17 protein-coding genes, 1 tRNA gene and 1 pseudogene are annotated in these 19,129 nt (G+C 57.7%); 5 read left to right on the top strand and 14 right to left on the bottom strand.

Annotated elements, in window-relative coordinates:
* Window positions 1-331: 331 nt before the first annotated feature.
* Together ACZ500_RS09960 and ACZ500_RS09955 are read left to right on the top strand one after the other, a co-directional pair.
* Window positions 332-1,648, top strand: a complete 1,317-nt coding sequence (locus ACZ500_RS09960) for a radical SAM protein (RefSeq protein ID WP_464232338.1) — start codon at window positions 332-334, stop codon at window positions 1,646-1,648.
* A gap of 347 nt (window positions 1,649-1,995) precedes the next feature.
* Window positions 1,996-3,357, top strand: coding sequence for an MFS transporter (locus tag ACZ500_RS09955; protein WP_464232337.1), 1,362 nt, complete (start codon window positions 1,996-1,998; stop codon window positions 3,355-3,357).
* Between the two features lie 93 nt (window positions 3,358-3,450).
* Here ACZ500_RS09955 and ACZ500_RS09950 read toward each other — a convergent pair whose 3' ends face one another.
* From ACZ500_RS09950 to ACZ500_RS09940, 3 genes are all read right to left on the bottom strand, one after another.
* Window positions 3,451-3,615, bottom strand: a complete 165-nt coding sequence (locus ACZ500_RS09950) for a hypothetical protein (RefSeq protein ID WP_464232336.1) — start codon at window positions 3,613-3,615, stop codon at window positions 3,451-3,453.
* A gap of 96 nt (window positions 3,616-3,711) precedes the next feature.
* Window positions 3,712-4,431: a cytochrome c3 family protein gene (locus ACZ500_RS09945; protein ID WP_464232335.1), complete on the bottom strand. Its 720-nt coding sequence runs from the start codon at window positions 4,429-4,431 to the stop codon at window positions 3,712-3,714.
* Window positions 4,432-4,602: 171 nt separating this feature from the next.
* Window positions 4,603-7,284 (bottom strand): bifunctional acetate--CoA ligase family protein/GNAT family N-acetyltransferase, encoded by a 2,682-nt coding sequence (locus ACZ500_RS09940; protein WP_464232334.1) that lies wholly within the window; start codon window positions 7,282-7,284, stop codon window positions 4,603-4,605.
* A gap of 350 nt (window positions 7,285-7,634) precedes the next feature.
* On the opposite strand from ACZ500_RS09940, the gene ACZ500_RS09935 reads away from it, so the two are divergent.
* The gene (locus ACZ500_RS09935; RefSeq protein ID WP_464232333.1) at window positions 7,635-7,829 is read left to right on the top strand and encodes a type II toxin-antitoxin system VapB family antitoxin; all 195 of its coding nucleotides are present in this window, start codon (window positions 7,635-7,637) and stop codon (window positions 7,827-7,829) included.
* A complete protein-coding gene (gene vapC, locus ACZ500_RS09930) occupies window positions 7,826-8,224 on the top strand; it encodes a type II toxin-antitoxin system VapC family toxin (RefSeq protein WP_464232332.1) in 399 nt (132 codons plus the stop codon). The genes ACZ500_RS09935 and vapC overlap by 4 nt, the downstream gene beginning before the upstream one ends.
* A gap of 56 nt (window positions 8,225-8,280) precedes the next feature.
* On the opposite strand, the gene ACZ500_RS09925 is transcribed toward vapC, so the two are convergent.
* The 10 genes and pseudogenes from ACZ500_RS09925 to rpoZ all read right to left on the bottom strand — a co-directional run.
* Window positions 8,281-8,538 (bottom strand): hypothetical protein, encoded by a 258-nt coding sequence (locus tag ACZ500_RS09925; protein ID WP_464232331.1) that lies wholly within the window; start codon window positions 8,536-8,538, stop codon window positions 8,281-8,283.
* Between the two features lie 130 nt (window positions 8,539-8,668).
* Window positions 8,669-8,743: transfer RNA gene (locus tag ACZ500_RS09920), tRNA-Val, on the bottom strand.
* An 86-nt stretch (window positions 8,744-8,829) separates the two neighbouring features.
* On the bottom strand, window positions 8,830-9,663 hold the full coding sequence (locus ACZ500_RS09915; RefSeq protein WP_464232330.1) for a pseudouridine synthase: 834 nt from the start codon (window positions 9,661-9,663) through the stop codon (window positions 8,830-8,832).
* Window positions 9,581-10,222, bottom strand: coding sequence for an SMC-Scp complex subunit ScpB (scpB, locus tag ACZ500_RS09910; RefSeq protein WP_464232329.1), 642 nt, complete (start codon window positions 10,220-10,222; stop codon window positions 9,581-9,583). The genes ACZ500_RS09915 and scpB overlap by 83 nt, the downstream gene beginning before the upstream one ends.
* Entirely contained in the window at window positions 10,215-10,952 is a 738-nt protein-coding gene (locus ACZ500_RS09905) for a segregation and condensation protein A (protein WP_464232328.1), read from the bottom strand. Before ACZ500_RS09905 ends, scpB begins: the two co-directional genes overlap by 8 nt.
* A 23-nt stretch (window positions 10,953-10,975) precedes the next feature.
* Entirely contained in the window at window positions 10,976-11,962 is a 987-nt protein-coding gene (trpS, locus tag ACZ500_RS09900; RefSeq protein ID WP_464232327.1) for a tryptophan--tRNA ligase, read from the bottom strand.
* Between the two features lie 107 nt (window positions 11,963-12,069).
* Window positions 12,070-14,787, bottom strand: coding sequence for a CBS domain-containing protein (locus tag ACZ500_RS09895; RefSeq protein WP_464233029.1), 2,718 nt, complete (start codon window positions 14,785-14,787; stop codon window positions 12,070-12,072).
* Between the two features lie 123 nt (window positions 14,788-14,910).
* Window positions 14,911-15,273 carry an RNA polymerase-binding protein DksA gene (dksA, locus tag ACZ500_RS09890; protein ID WP_464233028.1) on the bottom strand — a complete coding sequence of 121 codons (363 nt, stop codon included), beginning with the start codon at window positions 15,271-15,273 and terminating at the stop codon, window positions 14,911-14,913.
* A 147-nt stretch (window positions 15,274-15,420) separates the two neighbouring features.
* Entirely contained in the window at window positions 15,421-16,539 is a 1,119-nt protein-coding gene (gene dnaJ / locus ACZ500_RS09885; protein WP_464232326.1) for a molecular chaperone DnaJ, read from the bottom strand.
* 225 nt (window positions 16,540-16,764) lie between these two features.
* Window positions 16,765-16,953, bottom strand: a pseudogene (rpoZ, locus tag ACZ500_RS09880) (DNA-directed RNA polymerase subunit omega); the annotation flags it as partial.
* 183 nt (window positions 16,954-17,136) lie between these two features.
* Between rpoZ and ACZ500_RS09875 the strand changes: the two are divergent.
* Window positions 17,137-18,660 (top strand): YifB family Mg chelatase-like AAA ATPase, encoded by a 1,524-nt coding sequence (locus ACZ500_RS09875; RefSeq protein ID WP_464232325.1) that lies wholly within the window; start codon window positions 17,137-17,139, stop codon window positions 18,658-18,660.
* A gap of 258 nt (window positions 18,661-18,918) precedes the next feature.
* Here the strand turns inward: ACZ500_RS09875 and ACZ500_RS09870 are convergent, their stop codons facing one another.
* Window positions 18,919-19,083 (bottom strand): hypothetical protein, encoded by a 165-nt coding sequence (locus ACZ500_RS09870; protein ID WP_464232324.1) that lies wholly within the window; start codon window positions 19,081-19,083, stop codon window positions 18,919-18,921.
* Window positions 19,084-19,129: the final 46 nt, after the last annotated feature.

The following is a 19,129-nucleotide window of genomic DNA, read 5'->3' as shown; positions in this document are numbered from 1 at the left end:
GGTAACCACACGTTTGCGGGATCCTGGATGTGACATTCTGTCATATCTGTGGTCTCGTTGTCATGTCCTGTCATAGTGTGACAAGGTGGCATCCTGGCATATGCCGCAGGATACGAAAAGGTTTGAAGGGCTGAAACAAAACGGGTTGCCTTATTGTTATTTCATATAGTTACACTTTAGTGGGTATTTGGCACATCTCTTGAACATTCCGGGATTGAGTGTTTCCGGCTGAGCTGCCGCGGAAACGTGGGTGGTTGCCTGGAAAGAGTCAAGTCCAGAACGATTCACATTTTTGGACTAAATCCTGTTGTCGTATAGAAAGGAGAAAGCAATGCCTGGTAAAATGCCATACACCCCATACGATCTGGATCATTATTTCGAGACCTATCGTGATGTCCCCAAGGAAGTGATCATCAAAGAAGATCTTCTGAGGCTCGGTGTTTCTTTCACCCCCGAGGCCCTGGATGAATCCTCCAAATTCGCCACCAAGTCCTATTACCTCTTTTCTTATGACGCCATGGACGTGGAGGAAATGAAGAAACAGGAATTCATTAAAGCTCCTGAGTGCTTTAAATTCAAAGATGGACCTTATGCTTTGAGACTATCTAACAATAAATCCTGCCTTGAACAGCCTGAGAAGACCCCCTACAAGGTGGATTGTGTGGACGGAAAGCTCCAACTTTTTTGGGAGAACAACTATCTGGCTGATGTGGAACTTCGCTCGAAGCCTCCTTATTACAACTATAAATTACCGGATGGGACTCCTTATTCAGACGTGGCTGCCTCGGTTTTCTGGGGGTATCTGACTTTCTGCACGATTCTTAGAAGCTGCCAGTACTGGGGCGCAAAGGAGGAATGCGTATTTTGCGACATCAACAGCAATGCACGAAAGCAGTCCAAGACCGGACGCCCCTATCTGATCCACAAAAGCATCGACGACGTCGTGACGGTGCTGGACACCATCTTCAACAAGGAGCGTGAACCCATTAATCACAGCATCCTGTTTACGGGAGGGGCCATCTACCGGTCATCGCAGCAGCTCAAAGACAAGGACAACATCGATTTTTACGCCGAGTACATCCGCGCCGTCCGCGAGAAGATCGGCTGGCGTTGGACGATTCACATGCAGACCACGGCGCTCACGGAAGCAGAGTGCAAGATTCTCAAAGACGCTGGTGTGAATTGCCATCATGCCAATATCGAGGTATGGGATAAAGAGCTTTTCAAGCAGTATTGCCCTGGCAAGAACGCCAAGATCGGCCGTGACGAGTGGGTCAAGCGGGTCTGCGATTCGGTCAACGTTTTTGGGGAGGGTTGTGTCGTCCCGACTTTCGTTTCGGGTTGTGAACTGGCGAAGCCATGGGGGTTCGACAAGTGGAGCGATGCGGTGAAATCCATGAAAGAAGCCTGGGAGCACCTGATGAGCCATGGCGTGACGCCAAGAAGTTCGAGCTGGGTCATTGAACCTGGAAGCGTCCTTGGCAAGTACGACCAGCCGCCCATCCCCCTGGAGTATTATCTAGAAGTGGATATCGCGTGGTACGAAACATGGAAAAAGTACAATCTGCCCCCTATTTACAATTTTACACCCATGGGCCCCGGGCGGAGCCTGAGCATCAACAGCGGGCATCTGGATATGGGGTCATAGGATTAATTGCTTATTGGAAAAGTCATTTTCGTTGAATTCTTATAATATATATGATTTTTTATGTAAATAATCATCATAAATTAAATGCCGTTTATTATATGTATTATCAAGACAATCTATGCTATTTCACTAATGTTTTTTTATATATCATCTATGACTATACAATTATTTATATCTACGTTTTTTAGTTATCAGAACTGCGTTCTACACAAAGCATGGATCTAATACAAAACACTATTATAGAATAATTGATGATATTTTGGTGATGGAGTCATTAACTGCAAAAGCAAGCTCTATTTATAAGTATACTAGATTCTTCGGTAGTCTTATATAATAAGGAGATCTGAATGATTGCTGGAAATCAAATAGCATCTTTTGCCATTCCCCAAAGATTAGAGCGTTTACCAATGACGGGTTACCAAAAGCGTATTGGGATTATAATTATATTCTCTGTTTTTTTTGATGCTGTTGATATGGGTGCACTGGGCTTTTTACTCCCGTCACTCATTAAAGAATTCGGGTTAACACATGCTCTTGCTGGCTTGCTTGGGTCTATGAGCATGGGGGGGATGCTGGTTGGCTCAATCGTAGCAGGAAAACTGGCCGATAAAATTGGCAGAAAAATCATGCTTCAATGGTCCATGATAATTTGGGGCATTTCTGGGTTGATGCTTGCTCTCTCGTGGAATTTTACTTCGCTTTTGATTTTCAGATTTCTCCTCGGTGTAGGTTTAGGCGCAGAATACCCCGTTGCGAGTGCCATGCTTTCAGAATTCCTCCCTAAGAGCTCGCGAGGACGGTATATGACAGTCATGGAGGGGCTGGCGCCAATTGGTGTCATATCAGCAGGACTGGTTGCCTATCTCCTTCTCCCGCAAATTGGTTGGCGTTGGGTCTTTGTCGCTGAAGCACTTCCTGCCATATGGCTGTTCGTTATCCGAAGACGTCTTCCTGAATCCCCTCGTTGGTTAGAATCGATCGGTCGAAACGCCGAAGCCAATGAAACCCTAGAGAAAATCGAACAGGAAGTATCTAAACGCTGCGCTAGCCCCTTACCTCCGATTCCGGTTGCCTCTTTTATGGAAAAGCATGGCCCAGCTCGATTCGCCGAGCTTTGGTCAAAAGATTATGTCAGGCGTACTATTATGCTTTGCACGTTATGGCCAGCGGCTCTATTTGGCTATTGGGCGATTAATGTTTGGATCACGACTCTTCTAGTAGAGAAAGGCTTTGCGATTATCAAATCAATTGAATATGTTATTTGGATCACGAGTGCAGGAATTCCAGGATTCCTTTCCGCGACATATCTCATAGATAAAATCGGACGTAAGGCTTTGGTCGTATGCTCACTTCTTGGAAGCGGTATATCTGCTTATTTTTACGGCAACGCCGCTAGCTTGGGTACCATCATTGCTTGGGGACTCGTTATGCAATTTTGCATGTGGAACTTATGGCCAGCTATCTATGCTTATACACCTGAACTTTATCCTACGCGGATAAGGGGAACGGGTACAGGATTGTGTATGGCTTGTGGGCGCATGGGAGCAATTTTGGGCCCTTACGTGACTGGGATTATCGTCGCATCTTCTTGGGGAAACAATGCAATGGTATTTGCTGTTGGAGCAGCTGTCTTTCTTCTGGCAGCATTTATCGTTTTCATTCTTGCACCTGAAACAAAGGGACTTGTTTTAGAAGAAATAAACAAGTAAAACACAGAAAAATTTATTTTTGAATTGGTTATATCTATAACCTCACTGCCATACATGCCTTATACTGTGATACATCAATCTTGTCCAAATTAGTTAGTATCTATCCGGAAATGATTTCCCGGTAGAAGCCAGTTTCCAATCCGGAAATGAGGATTTTTGGCCAATATCAAGAAAATCAAGCGGTTGCGCGGAGGCGACCTGGTGGTCGCCGTACAAGCAAACGTGCAGATTGACGCCGAGATTGGCCAAAAAGACCATTTCCGGATAGAAAGTTAAACAGCTTTTTGGAAGGCAGCTACTTTCTTAAAGGTTGCACATTATTGATTGGAATCGGCGCCGCACCATTGGGTGCGGCTACTTTTCTTGATGGCACTGGTTGCACAGCACGGGGGCGTCTTTCGTGCCGGTCTCCTTGTTGTGTGCGGCGTGGCAGGTGCGGCAGTTTTTGTGCATGGCCTGCTGGTATTCATCCTTGTCTTCCGGGCCGGCGGGAACAGGATGACACTCGGCGCATTTTTGAACGGGGTCGTCTACGGCCAAATCCGCCAGGGGTTCCCCGTTCTCATCGTGATGGCATTCGCCGCATCCGACGCTGTATTCGCTGACATGGATGGCATGCGAGAAGGGCACAGGCCCTTTCTTGTGCTCCAGGTAGGACGCGTTGTAAATCGTGATCGTCTTCAATTCCTGAGGGAAATCCACGCCGGCCGAAACAGCCGGGTCAGCGGAGGCCTCGCCGCTGATCGGCTTCTCGGGCTCAGCCGCTTCCTGGGTGGTTTTCTCCTCCGCCTCCGGCGGGGCCGGAGGTTCTTCGGCCTGCGGTTCATCCTCTACGGCCTGCGAAGGACTCTTTGCGAGTCCTGGTTCCGTTGACGGGGCGGCTTCTTCCACCTGCTCCACCTCGCCGGCCGGGGCGTCCACGGGCTTTTGGTCCGCCACGATAGCTGCAGGCGTTTCCTGCGCTTTTTCGGGCTCCTTCGGTTCCTGGGAATTTTGGCCGCAGGCCCCTGCCGAGAATGCAAGAACGATGCTCACGAGAAGCATTGCAGCCAACTGCGCCAATGACCATTTCATGTTGGACCTCCTTCCTGGCTATGGGTTTTCAGAATGCACCCGCGTCGGTTCGCGGGTGAATCGCTGCTTGTACAGCCTCGGAGCGCTGTCCCCCGGGTTGTAGGCGCCTCTGAGCGTCCGAAGAACCGCGCTCTGTATGCCATCGGTCTCCCCCTCGAGCGGCCGCGGTCCTCACTTGCTCAAGTCCAGGGTGATGATGTATTGGCCGTTTTCGATCGTCTTGCCGATTTCGAAGCCGAACCGGCGGGCGAGCGCCAGCATCTGATAGTTTTCGGCCAGCACCTCGCCGGTGATCTTCTTGATGCCTTCCTCCCTCGCAATGGCGAATAGCCGCTCCATCAGGGCGGCGCCGATCCCCAGGCCCTGCCAGGGGCTCCCCACCGCCACGGCGAAATTCGCCTCCTCCTTCCGCGGGACGGCCATGTAACGCACCACGGCCAGGACCTTTTCCTCTTCCTCATCCGGGTCGAAGGCCACCAGGGCCATTTCCCGGTCGTAGTCGATCTGGCTCAATCTGGCCAGCATCTTCGTCGAAAGGGATTTCAAGGGGCTGAAGAACCGGAAATAGATGCTGAGGGGGGAGAGGGCCGAAAAGAGCCCGGTCAGAAGCGGGGCATCCTCCGGTTTGATGGGGCGGACGAAGATCCGCTTCCCGCCTTTGACGGTGATGAACCCTTCATAGTGGTTCGGATAGGGGCTGATGACCAGGTGTTCGGGAGACGGCCGGTCCGCCTGCCTGATCAGGATATGGGCATCGACCGCCATACCGCCGCCCGGGCCGATCATGAAGGGGTTGATGACCAACTCTGTGATCTCGGGAAAATCGGTGACGAGCTGCGCCAGCCTGATCAGCACCTCTTCCAGCAGTTCGAGAGCCAGGGCGGGATTGCGCGTGTGGCTTTGGAGCAGGCGGTAGATCCGCGTCTCCTCCATCAGTCGTCTTGCCAGGAGGCGGCTCAGGGGCGGCAGCGCGAGCGAATAATCCTCGTAGAGTTCGGTGAGAAGACCGCCCGCGCCGAAAAGGATCACCGGGCCGAAATCGGGAACCGTCTTCGTGCCGATGAGCAGTTCGTGCATCCGGCCGCGGAGCATGGGCTGAACCGTCACGCCGTCGATGCGCGCGTCGGGGTGGGCGGTGCGGGCTGCCGCGATGATCTGTTCGTAGGCCTCGCGCACCTCGTCGGGTGTCCTCAGATTCAGCTCGACGCCGCCGGCATTGGACTTGTGAGGGATGTCGGGCGAGGCGATCTTCATCGCCGCCGGAAAACCGAGCCTCGAGGCGATCAGCGCCGCTTCGTCGGCGCCGCGCGCGATTTCCGCAGGGTTGACCGGAATCCCGTAGGCGTCCAGGACGCTCCTCGACTGACCCGTGTCGAGCATTCCGCCTCCGTTTTTCAAGGCCTCCTGAACCACGGCCTTGACCTTGGCCTGATCGAAGTCGAGCGACCGGTTGAACTTCGGCGGGATCTCCTGAAGCATTTCCAGATTGCGGGCGTAGGAGAGGGCATACGTGAAGGCCGCGACCGCCCGCTCCGGCGAATCGTAGGTGGGGAAGGCGGACCGGTTCATGGTTTCCCGGCCGGGGTCGGCCCCTTCGCCTCCCATCCAGACGGAAAAGAGCGGGATGCTCACCCCTTTTTCCTTGAAGGCGGAGACCAGGGCTTCGGCCACATCGGCTGAGGGGTTGTGCACCTGGGGGACGTAGACCGTCATGAGGGCATCCAGCTCCCTGGCAGACAGGCAGATCTTTGTCGCCTCTTTCCACCGTTCGGGGGTGGCGTCTCCCAGGAGGTCGATCGGGTTGCGCCGGCTCCAGATCGACGGGAGCAGCCTGTCGAGGGTCTCCAGGGTGTCCGGTTCGAGGGCGGCCGGTTTGAGACCGTAGGAGGCAAGAGCGTCCACCGCCATGACGCCGGGCCCGTCTCCGTTCATCAGGATGCAGAGCCTGTTCCCGCGCGGGTTGTGCTGCTTGGCGAAAAGCTCGGCGCAGTCGAAGAGCTCGTCCATCGTCTTGACCCGGAGCATGCCTGCGCGTTTGAAGGCCGCGTCGTAGACGGCGCTTTGCTCCAAAAGGACGCGCTGTTCCAAACCGTCCGCAGCTTCATCGTCGTTCGCCGAACAGCCGGATTTCAGCACGACGATCGGTTTGACCCGCGAAACGGCGCGGGCGGCGCTCATGAACTTGCGCAACGCGGTGAGCGTTTCGGCGTAGAGCACAATGGCGCTGACACCCGGGTCGTTTCCCAGATAGTCGATCAGGTCCCCGACATCGATATCCAGGACAGTGCCGACGCTGACGAAATAGCGGAAGCCGATCCTCTCGCGGGCGGAGAGGTCGAGGATCGCGGCGCTCATGGCGCCGCTCTGGGAGATGAAGGCGAGCCCGCCGCTCAGGTGCCCCCGTTCGGCAAAGGTGGCGTTGAGCTTTGCCGGTGTGCTCACGACCCCCATGCAGTTCGGGCCGATGATCCGGATTCCGGCGGCATCCGCATGCTCACGGATGGCGTTTTCGATGGAGCGGCATTCCTTGCCTGCTTCTTTCCCTGCGGCTGAGATGATGATGGCCCCGCCTACGCCCGCTTCGGCGCATTCGTCGAGGACCCCCGGGACCTGCTCGACAGGCACGGCGATGACCGCAAGATCCACCGGCCGCCGGATTTCCCGGAGAGAGGGGTGGCATTCGAGCCCCATCAAGTGGTTGTATTTCGGGTTGACGGGAAAGACCGCACCTTCGAACGGCGTCCCGAGCAGGTTTCGCAGCAGAACTTCACCGATGGAACCGGACTTTCCACTTGCCCCGATCACGGCCACGCTCGACGGTATGAAGATCTTTTCGAGATTGAAGATACTCACCGGCTGCCTCCACAAAAACGCCGTAAAAGGGAAAGAATGCCATCCCGTCGCGGATTCGCCGCGATGGAGCGCCCCGAAAGCATAGCATTTTTGCGCACGGACTTCTACCTCGGGCGCGCAGGGCCGCTCTTCTTCGGACAGCCCGCAGCGGCAACGATGGACTATTCGAGGCAAGCTGCAGGAAGCGATCGTCGAGGCGGATCCTAGCGCGCTTGGGGGCGATCCCCGTGGGAGCGTTTTTTATGCATGCATTTGAAATCTTTAAAATAATAAAATGATTTAGCGCTTGACATCGGGCATGTGTGTATGAGATACAATACTTATACACACTCAGATCAGGAGGTGATTTTATGCGAACCAATATTGTGATAGACGACGATCTGATGAATGAAGCCATGACTCTCAGCCAGCTTAGAACCAAAAAAGCTGTCGTCGAAACCGGCCTGAAATTGTTGATCCAAATCAAAAAGCAAGAGCGAATCAAAGGTCTGCGTGGAAAGCTAAAATGGGATGGCGACCTCGATAAAATGAGGTTGGACAAGTGATACTTGTCGACTCATCCGTATGGATCGATTATTTCAACGGGATTTCAACATGGCAGACAGACTTGCTTGACGATTACCTTTCGAATGTCCCTGTCGTGATAGGAGATCTGATCCTTGCCGAGGTTCTTCAGGGTTTCAGATCGAACAAAGATTTCGAAACTGCCAAGAACCTCCTTAGCGCTCTCACATTCCGGCAAATTGGCGGATACAATGTCGCAATTCAAAGCGCCCAAAACTACCGTTACCTCCGAAAATCCGGTGTTACGCCAAGGAAAACGATTGACGTGATTATAGCGACTTTTTGCATCATCGAAGGGTTGACTTTGCTCCATGATGATCGCGATTTCGCCCCTATGGAAACGCATTTTTCACTGAAAACATCGACCCCGTCATAGCTTTGCTGCATTTCCATCCAGTGCCGGGAAATCGAGGGAGTGGAAATCAGCCTCGTCTATTTTGCAGTAGAGGAAAAAACGGCCGCATGCGAATCATTGCGCCACATGTGCTCCAGGACCTGCGGAAGAAAATGGTCTTCAGTAGGGTAGCCGATCAGGTTGGAAAGGCGACGCAGGCCTAAGACATTCTTATCGGGGAGTTTCCCGAAGGGCGCTATTTCAACTGCGACTTCGATGAAGACCGTCGGGATATCTTCAAGCCCTATGGTGCGCGGCGGCTCGAAACGAAGAGGGCGACCAAGGCGGCGGTGCATTCGTGCAGTCAGGTGGAGAACAGAAAAGCCGGGGGGTAACCCCGGCTCGTTCTTTTGGTCTGGTTTTGGTCAGGTCTTCAGCCCGTGTATCCGTCGGAGGCTGTGTCCAAAAACCTCGCTGCTTTTGTGGTGGTGGGCGGTACAGGATTTGAACCTGCGACTTCCACCGTGTGAGGATGGCACTCTCCCGCTGAGTTAACCGCCCGATAAATAACAATCATAGGGAAGGATGGGCCTTTTGTAAACAAAAAAATGGCGCTTCCTGTTTTTGGGCGGGCACGGGCAGAAAGGTCAGGCAAGCCCCACCATGCTGCGCAGGTCCTCCACTTCGGCCAGGGTGAGGAAGCGGTACCGGCCGATCTTGAGGTCTCCGAGGGCGAGGGGACCGAAGCCGATGCGGATCAGGTGAATGATCTTGTACCCGAGGGTTTCGAGCATGCGGCGTACCTGACGGTTTCTCCCGCGGGTGATGGTAATCCGGATGACGCTCTGTTCGGGGCTGCGCGAGACAACGGTGACGGTGGCAGGGCCGGTCGGGCCGTCCTGCAGGGGGACGCCGCGCCGGAGGGCCGCCAGATCGGCTTCGGTGATTTCGCCCGCGAGGGTCGCCTTGTAGGTGCGCGGGACGCGGTAGCGGGGGTGGCTGAGGCGGAAGGCCCATTCCCCGTCGTTGGTGAAGAGCAGGAGCCCCAGGGTGTCGAAGTCGAGTCGGCCGACCGGGTAGACGCGGACCGGCAGGTCCTTCAGGTATTCCGCGACGGTCGGCCGGCCCTCCGGGTCGCTCAGGGAGCACATGACCGCGAAGGGCTTGTTCAGCATGAGATAGACGCGGGCGGCGGGGGCGGGGATTGGCCTTCCATCTACCGCGATGCGATCGATTCCCCACCGTGCCTTGGCCCCGGCCTCGGTGACGGCTTTTCCGTTGACCGTGACGCGGCCTTCGGCGATCCATTCGTCGGCCTTCCGCCGGGAGGTGACCCCGGCCAGGGAAAGGATGCGGTTCAGGCGCTTTTCTTCGCCGCTTTCGGCGGGCGGCCCGAAATCAGGGATCTCCTTCGTCGTTGTCTGCGTCGAGCGGGTCGCCGAAGGGCGCCTGGGCTGGGAGGATTTCCTCCGCGGCTTCATCGATGGGCGCCGCCGTTCTTGGGGGCTCTTCTTCATAGGTTCCCAATTCCTGTAAATCTTTCAGTTGAGGGAGGGCGTTCAGGTCCCTGAGGTCGAAGACCTCGAGGAACCGTTTGGTGGTGCCGTAGATGAGCGGCCTCCCGGGGAGGTTTTTGCGGCCCATGATCCGGATGAGGTCCTTTTCGAGGAGTGTCCTCAGGATACTCCCCGTGTCGACCCCGCGGAGCCGTTCGATCTCGTGCCGGATGATGGGCTGCTTGTAGGCAATGATCGCGAGCGTCTCGAGCGCGGCCCGGGAGAGCCTCGCCGGAGAGGTGCTCAGCATTTTCAGGATCGCCTGGGAATATGCGGTGCGCGTCCGGAACTGAAAGCCGCCCGCCACCTCCCGGAGGTGAAAACTCCGCCCGAGGGATTCGTATTCGCGCACGAGCCCTTCGAGGGCTGCCTTTATGCGCTCGAACGGTTCATCGGGGAGCCAGGCCTGAACATCCCGTGCCGACAGGGGGCGGGCCGCGCTGAAAAGAAACGCCTCGATCGTCCTTTCGAGCTCGTCAGCCATCCGGGATGTCCCTCGGGGTGTTTTCGGGGCACGTCAGGATCTGGATATCGCTCTCGGGGCTCGGCTGAAAGGTCCGCACCAGCCCCATACGCACCATCTGGAGGAGCGCCAGAAAGGTCACTACGCACTCGAGGCGGCTCATGCCGCCCCCCAGAAGTTCGGCGAAAAAGAGCGGGCCGTGGTCCCGGAGGCGGTCGAGGATGTGGGCGATCTTGTCCTTCACGCTCCACAAATCCATCTGCATCCGCAGCTGCCGTTCCGGAATGCGCTGATCGGCCACGCGCTTGAAGGCTTGAATGAGGTGGAAGAGGCTCACCTCGAGCTCCGGTTCGATCCTGCCCGAGATCTCCTGCAACTCTTGAAAATCCTGTCGCACGAAGACGTCCCGCTCCAGGATCTCCCGGTCGGAAAGGGAGCGCGCCGCCTCCTTGAAGGAGAGGTATTCGAGCAGCGGACGGGTCAGCTCCACACGCGGGTCTTCGGCATCCTCCTCGCCGCGCAGCTCCGGCAGGAGCATCCGCGACTTGATGTGGAGCAGGGTGGCGGCCATCACCAGGAAGTCGCCGGCGAGGCTGACGTTCAGCTCCTTCATCCGATCGATGCAGGCGAGATACTGCTCGGTGATCACGGCGATGGGGATGTCGAAGATGTCCACCTCGTTCTTGTGGATGAGATGAAGCAGAAGGTCCAGCGGGCCCTCGAACACCTCCAATTTGATCTCGTAGTCCATGCCGCCGAGCCTGGACGGATGTTTCAGATCTTGACCACGCTCCGCACCTGCTCCATCGTCTTGCGGGCGATCGCCCGCGCGCGTTGGTTCCCCTCCTCCATAATGCCATCCACCCGCTCCGGATCGCTTTCGAGTTCGCGCCGCTTCGCCCGGATGGGCTCGAGGCCCTTCTTCAGCCCTTCCGCCATGCGCTTCTTGCAGTCGACGCAGCCGATCCCGGCCTTGCGGCACTCGCGGCCGATCTCTTGGACCGCTTCGGGGTCGGTGTAGATCTCGTGGAACGCGAAGACGTTGCAGATGTCGGGATTCCCGGGGTCCATTCGCTTCATCCGCTGGGGGTCCGTGATCATCTGGCCCACCTTCTGATCGATCTCTTTGTCGGAGTCCGTCAGATAGATGGCGTTGCCGTAGCTCTTGCTCATCTTGCGCCGGTCGATCCCAAGAAGCCTGCTCGTGGGTGCGAGCAGGGTGTCCGGCGCAGGGAAGACCTCCGCCCCGAAGACATGGTTGAACCGGCGGGCGATCTCGCGGGTGAGCTCCACGTGAGGGGCCTGATCCTCGCCGACCGGCACCCCGTCCGCCTTGTACATGAGGATGTCCGCCGCCTGCAGGACAGGATAGCCCAGAAAGCCGTAGGTGAAAAGATCCTTTTGACTGAGTTCGCGGAGCTGCTCTTTGTAGGTCGGGTTCCTCTCCAGCCAGGGAAGCGGGGTGATCATGGAAAAGATCAGATGGAGTTCGGCGTGCTCTTTGATCTCCGACTGGACGAAAAAGGTCGACACCTGCGGGTCGAGGCCGATCGAGATCCAGTCCATGATCATGTCGCGGCGGCTCTCGAGGATGATGTGGGTGTCGGCATATTCGCTGGTCAGGGCATGCCAGTCCGCGACGAAATAAAAGCAGGTGTAAGTTTCCTGCAGCTGCTTCCAGTTGACCAGCGCGCCGTGCAGGTGTCCGAGGTGCAGTTTGCCGGTGGGGCGCATCCCGCTCACGATTCGTTTCTTCTCCATCTGTCTTCCACTCCTTGTGTTTGTTCAAACCGGGGCCGGCAGGGAGGCCGTCTCCGGACGGATTGATCATGGGCGCAGAAAAGGGTTTTTCCGGATTGTCGGCCGCTTCAAGGGGTCCCGGCCTCATCGGGGAATCTGTCGCCGAGAAATTGATGGTAATGTTCGAGTACGAAATCGATTTCATCCTGACGGGTCTTGATATGGCCGTTCAGGTGCGCTTCCATGAGGGCCTCGAACATATCCCGGAAAAGAGGGCCGGACTCGAACCCCATCTGCAGCAGATCGCGCCCGCGCAGATGCAACCGGGTTCCTTTGAGTCGTGTGAAGTAATTCGAGATCAGCTTGCGGACACGCTCGTTGTTGGCGCGTGCCATCAGGTAGAGGAGCGTCTCTGTGTGGTAGGGCGTCAGAAGGCAGTAGAGCCGGTAGGCGTCTCCCTGGAACCGGTAGAGGATGTTCAGGAGTTCCTCGGATTGCTCGCGCTGATCCACGAGGGCTCGGCCCTCGAGGTCGTTCATCCCGAAGCGTTTGGCGAGCTCGCGGAGGTTTTCCGGGTCGAGGGCCGAGGTAAGCCCGTGCCAGTAGAGTTTCCACGCGTCGAACGGTTCGTCGAGATAGAGCAGCCGGTACCAGGCCAACACGTTCTCGATCTCTTCGAGCAGGTTCCTGAAGGTGTCGGTAAGGGTGATCTGGGGCGAGATGACCGGGAGCAGATTGAAGGCATCCATCTGTTCGATGGCCCCGATCGGATTCTGCTCCATCAGGAGGAGCTTCAATTCGTGGAACAGCCTCTGACCGCTCACGTCCTTGAAGCAGTTGATCCTGACCGCGTTCTTGATCAGCGAGAGGGTGAGCTTCCCGATCTTGAAACCGAAGCGCTGCTCGAAGCGGATGGCGCGCAGGATGCGCGTCGGGTCCTCGACGAAACTGAGGTTGTGCAGGACCCGCAGCACGCGCTCCTTGAAGTCTTTCTGCGCGCCGAAATAGTCGATCAGCACCCCGAAATGCCGCTCGTTCAGCTTGACCGCGAGGGTGTTGATGGTGAAGTCCCTGCGGTAGAGGTCCATCTTGAGTGAACTGGTTTCGACGATCGGCGGTGCGCCGGGGGCTTCGTAGTACTCCATGCGGGCGGTCGCGATGTCGACCTTGGTCGTGTCCGGCAGGATGAGCACGGCCGTGCGGAATTTCCGGTGGCTGCGGACCCTCCCGCCGTAAATCCTTGCATATTCATGGGCAAACTCGATGCCGTCGCCTTCGACGACGATGTCCATATCGAGGTTGTCGCGTTTGAGGAGGATGTCCCTCACCATGCCGCCCACCAGGTAGGCGTTGAACTGAAGGTCGTCGGCCACCCGGCCGAACCGCCGCAGGAGTTCCATGATGGGGTCGGGCAGACGCTCGTTCAGCAGGCTGATCATGTTCTTCTTGCGCGGCAGCTGGGGGGCGGTCTTCGCGTCGTAGAACGATTCGGGCTCGATCTGATCGCCCATCAGGATGGTCAGGAGATCCGTCCGGGTGATGACGCCGACGACCTCCTCATCCTGGACCACCGGCAGGATCCTCAGACGCGTCCGGATGATGAGTTCCTGCACCTCCTTGAGGGTTGCCTCCGGGCGCACGGTAGAGAACTCGATATTCATGTAGTCGGCGACCTTGATGTGGTTGAGGCCGAAAAAAACCGCCTTTTCCACCACCTGCCGCGTCACGTACCCGAGCAGGCGGCCCGTTTCGCCGATGACGAGCAGCACGTTGATGTTGTACCGGGTCATGATATCGGAGGCCTTCTGGACGGTCTCTTCGGGCGCGATGTGAAGGACGGGCGAGGACATCATGTCGGCGGCGGTCTTCTTGGGGTTGATGGCGGACTTCAGAATGCCCAGCAGGTCGCTCTTGACCTGGACCAGGGTCTTGTCCTTGACGGTGGCCGATGCGGCCTGCGGATGGCCGCCGCCGCCGAGGGCGACCGCGATCTCGCCCACGTTCACATCGGGGATGCGGCTGCGCGCCACGAGATAGGTCCGGTCTTCCATCTGGGCGAGCGCGAAGGTGACGTTCAGGTTCTCCATGTCCATGAACTTGTGGACCAGCACGGCGAAGTCCCCGACGTAATCGTCGCGGATCACCTCGGTGATGACGATGTCGACCCCGTTGATGACATGGGTCGTGGCCGAGAGAGTCAGATCGTTCAGGATCCAGACCTGCTCGGTGGTCAGTTCCCGCGTGAGGAGATCCGCGACGACATTGTGGTCGGCGCCCATCTGCGCGAGCCAGGCCGCGGCGAGGTAATCCTCGGGGGTGGTGGAGGAAAAGGTGAAAGAACCCGTATCCTCGTGGATGCCGAGACACATGATCGTGGCTTCGATCGGCGAGACCTCGATGCCCCGCTCCCGGATGAGGCCGGTCAGGAGGGCCGTGTTCGAACCGATCTTGCGGATGACCTCGATGTCCCCGTGGACGTCGTCCTCGGAGTCGGGGTGGTGATCGTAAATATGGATTTCGAGGTCTTTCTTCCCGATGATCCCGGCGAATTTCCCGATCCGGTCCCGCTGCCGGGTGTCGACCAGGATGAGGCGCTTGATCCGGTTCAGCCGGATCTGCCGCAGCTTCGCGAAATTGAACAGATAGGACGTCGAGTGTACGAAGAAGTTCCTGAGGTTTTTTTCCTGGGAGCCGGGGAAGACGAGTGCCGCGTTGGGATAGAGCTTGCTGGCGGCGATCATGGATGCGAGTGCGTCGAAATCCGCGTTGATGTGGGTCGTGATGACCTCTTCATATTCGTCGCCCGACTGCTCGGGCTCGGGCGTGTTCTCGTGCGCTTTTTCCATATCGTGCAATAGGGCACCATGCGGCTGTGCGTGTTGCCGTCGACCAAGCAGGCTGTACTTCCCAGTGGAGCGGCCGGCTTCGAGGCGCGAATCCGGCCGGGTGATTGGAAGGGTGGCTCGCGATCAGACCCCGCGAAGCCTTTCCTCGTTTTCCTGTTTCTTCTTGCAGTCGATGCAGAGGGTGGTGACAGGACGCGCCTTCAGACGCTCTTCCGAGATCTCTTCGCCGCAGGATTCACAGATCCCGAACGTTCCGTTGTCGAGGCGCTCGATCGCCTCTTTGATCTTGCCGATCAGCTTCCGCTCCCGGTCGCGGATCCGCAGGGTGAAGTTCCGCTCGGATTCCATCGACGCCCTGTCGGTCGGATCGGGATAATTTTCCCGTTGATCGGTCATGCCGCTCACCGTCTTGTTGGCTTCTGCGAGCAGCGCATCCATCCGCTGATTAAGGAGTTTTCTGAATTCTTCCTTCTTTTCTTCCGTCATCATCATGACTCTTTGCTCCGCTTTCACAAGGCATAAGATGTTGAACGATAAACACCATCAGGTGACGATGTGAAGCCAGTGCGGTGCCCGTAAGGCCCCTTTCGAACGGATCGTCTTTGGTGCACATCCGGAAACGGTTCTCGACCCTCAGGGGATCACCTTCTGCCAGAAGGCCTTGCCCTTCTTCTTTTTCGCGCCTGGCCGCCGGTTCTCCGTCTGTGCGAACGCTTCGAGCAGCTGCCGCTGCTCGTCGCTCAGCTTCCTGGGAATCTGGATCCTCACTTTGACGTACAGATCGCCCCGCCTCTGGTTCCGGAGGCTCGGCATCCCTTTGCCCGGGATCTTGAGCACGTCTCCGGGCTGGGTGCCGTTAGGGACCGCGAGGTCGATCTCGGTCTCCTCCTCTCCGAGTACAGGCATTTTTATATGATCGCCGAGCGTGGCCTGGACAAAGGAGAGGGGGATCTCGGCCATCAAATCGGTGCCGTCACGGGAAAAGACAGCATGCGGCTTGAGATGCACCACAACGAAAAGGTCGCCCGGCGGGCCTCCGTTTTCCCCCGGCTCCCCCTCCGCGCGCAGACGCAACTGGCTCCCGTTGTCCACCCCGGCCGGGATCTTCACGGTGATGCGCCTTTCAACACGCTGTTTTCCTCCCCCCAGGCATTTCGGGCAGGGGTCCGTGATGATGCTCCCTTCCCCGTGGCATCTCGGGCAGGTGCTGCTGACCTGGAAAAAGCCCTGGGAGCGGATGACCTGACCCCGCCCCCGGCATGTCGGGCAGACCTGACGCTGCGTCCCCGGAGCGGCGCCGGTTCCGCCGCAGGCATCGCACACCTCGAGGCGTGGAAAGACGACCTCTTCTTCCTTGCCCGTGAAGGCCTCCTCGAGACTCAGTTCGATGTCGTAACGCAGGCTCCCGCCCTGCCGCGGACGGGGGCGGCCGCTGCGCTGTCCGCCGAAGCCGAAGAAATCCTCGAAGATATCCCCGAAGCTGCTGAAGATGTCCTCGAATCCGCTGAAACCGGTGAACCCTTTGTTCTCGAGGCCGGCATGTCCGAAGCGATCGTAGATCTGACGCTTTTCGTGGTCCCGCAGCACCTCGTAGGCCTCTGCGGCCTGCTTGAAATGGTCTTCGGCTTCCTGGTCTCCCGGATTGCGGTCGGGGTGATACTTCAGGGCCAGCTGACGGTAGGCCCGCTTGATATCGTCATCCCCGGCGTTGCGGGGAACGCCCAATACCTCATAATAGTCTCGTTTTGCCATGGCTCCAAACTACTCGTCTGTCTCCGCCGCTTCCTTTTCCGTCTGCAGTTGCTCCACCTCAGGTTCGGGCTCCTCAAACGAGGAGGCAATCTCAGGTTCGGGCTCCTCAAATGAGGAGACAACCTCAGGCTTGGGCTCCTCCAATGAGGAGGCAACGGCGGTGAACGGCTCAGCTATCCCCTCCAGGAGCAATGAATCCCGAGAATCCAGGCGGGGGGACTTATCGGCCGGTTCCCTCGGGTGGACCTTGCCGGCGGCGATCTCCCGCAGGGCCGTGACGATATCTTTGTTCTTGCAGGCGACCAGCGGCTCCGCCCCTTTTCTGAGCTGCCGCACCCGTTTGGCTGCAAGATGAATCAGACCGAAGCGGTTGTCAATCTGCTTCAAACAGTCTTCTACGGTGATTCTTGCCATGCTCGGTCTCCAGGTTTCAGATAAGATGAAATCAAAGACGATCGCCTGCGGGCGGCGGCTGCCGCCCCTTCGGCACGGAACATTTTACGACAATCTAAAATAAACTTTACTTTATACACCTTGTCATGCTAGCTGTAAACCATAAAAATGCAAACCCCAATCAGAGCCGGCGGTTCATTTCCCATGCTCTCCAGGATCCTCAGCAGCGCCGTCCTCGGCATCGACGCATACATCGTTCAGGTAGAAGTAGACATCTCGCAAGGGCTTCCTGCCTTCGCTACGGTCGGACTCGCGGAGGGGGCCGTGCGTGAAAGCAAGGAGCGCGTCAAGGCTGCCATCAAGAACTCGGGCTACACCTTTCCCTCCGACAGGATCACCGTCAATCTGGCACCCGCCGACATCCGCAAGGAAGGATCGGCCTTCGACCTCCCGATAGCGCTGGGGATCCTCGCCGCCACAGGGTTGCTCGAGCCGCGGGAAGAGAAGTCGCATCTTTTCCTGGGAGAGTTGGCCCTGGACGGGAGTGTCCGACCCATCAAGGGGATTCTGCCGATTGCGACGGCCGCAAGATCCCTCGGATTCGAAGGCATTTTTCTCCCCAGGGAAAATGCAGCGGAGGCGGCTGTCGTCCGCCGGATCGATGTCTTTCCGGTCGAAAGCCTTTCGCAGGTCGTCGCAGTGCTGAAGGGCGAGGTGACGATAAGCCCTGCCAGTCCGGAGAGCAGGGAAAGGGAGCCCACGGGGCTGGTCGAACCGGATTACAATGAAGTGCTCGGTCAGGAGGACGCCAAGAGGGCGTTGGAGATCGCTGCGGCGGGGGGGCACAATGTGCTCATGGTGGGTCCGCCCGGGGCCGGGAAGACCATGCTGGCCCGCGGTCTGCCGACGATTCTGCCCGAGCTCGGCCTCGAAGAGTCGCTCGAAACCTCCAAGGTCTACAGCGTGATGGGGTTGATGCCCGGCGGGGGCGGATTGTTGCGCTCGCGCCCCTTCCGGTCGCCCCACCATACTATTTCCGATGCGGGTCTGATCGGCGGGGGCTATATCCCGATGCCGGGGGAGGTGAGCCTCGCCCACAACGGGGTGCTCTTTCTGGACGAACTGCCGGAGTTTCACAAAAGCGCACTGGAGGTCATGCGCCAGCCCATGGAGGACGGGTGCGTGACCCTTGCCCGGGCGCGGTTCAAGGTCACCTACCCGGCGCGGTTCATGCTCGTCGCCGCGATGAATCCCTGTCCCTGCGGACACTATGGCAACCCGCGCAAGGAGTGCGTCTGCACCCCCGTTCAGATCCACCGCTACCGGAGCCGCATCTCCGGCCCGCTGTCGGACCGGATCGATATGCACATCGAGGTGCAGGCGGTGAACCATCGGGATCTGGGGGCCGGAACGAGCGGCGACGCGTCGGCGGTTATTCGTGAAAGGGTCAACGCCGCACGGGAGATCCAACGCGCCCGGTTCGAAGGCAAGGGGATCTACGCCAACGCACAGATGACCAACCGGCACCTGCGGCGCTTCTGTCCGATCGGGAGCGAGCCTGCAAGTCTTCTCGAGACGGCGATGCAGCGTCTGGCCCTCTCGGCCAGGGCCTATACCCGCATCATCAAGCTTGCCCGCACCATTGCCGATCTCGAGGGGGCGGAGGCGATTGCGGCGTTGCATGTGGCCGAGGCGATCGGCTACCGGAGCCTCGATCGGGCGCGGTAAGCTTGCCTTCGGGTTCCCATGCGCAAACGGCGTTTCCGAGCCGTCCTGTCCGCCCCGAAAGCGATGTCCTTTGTCCTTTGCCAGGGATCCCGATGAACTTGTCCCGGGCCGCGGAAATCCACAGCACACGCTCATCAGTGATGGTCGGCCGGAATAGAGACCCTTCGGCGCCCCTGCGCGCGCGGATTCCATTCTGAAGCCAGGCCCGCGCAGGGTTTCCCTGGAGATCTTTACAAAGGTCCGGGGCGATGCGATAATTCATATCCATCCGGAAATGATTTCCCTATAGAACCCAGTTTCCAATCCGGAAATGAGGATTTTTTGGCCAATATCAAGGAAATCAAGCGTTTGTGCGGAGGCGACCTGCAGGTCGCCGCACAAGCAAACGTGCAGATTGACGCCGAGATTGGCCAAAAAGACCATTTCCGGATGGAAACTAATTCATCGCTACAGTACCGCTCGATGTTTC

The organism is Desulfatiglans parachlorophenolica, from assembly GCF_055394735.1.
The sequence above is the reverse complement of the archived record's forward strand: the minus strand, read 5'-3'. Positions and strand labels throughout refer to the sequence as shown.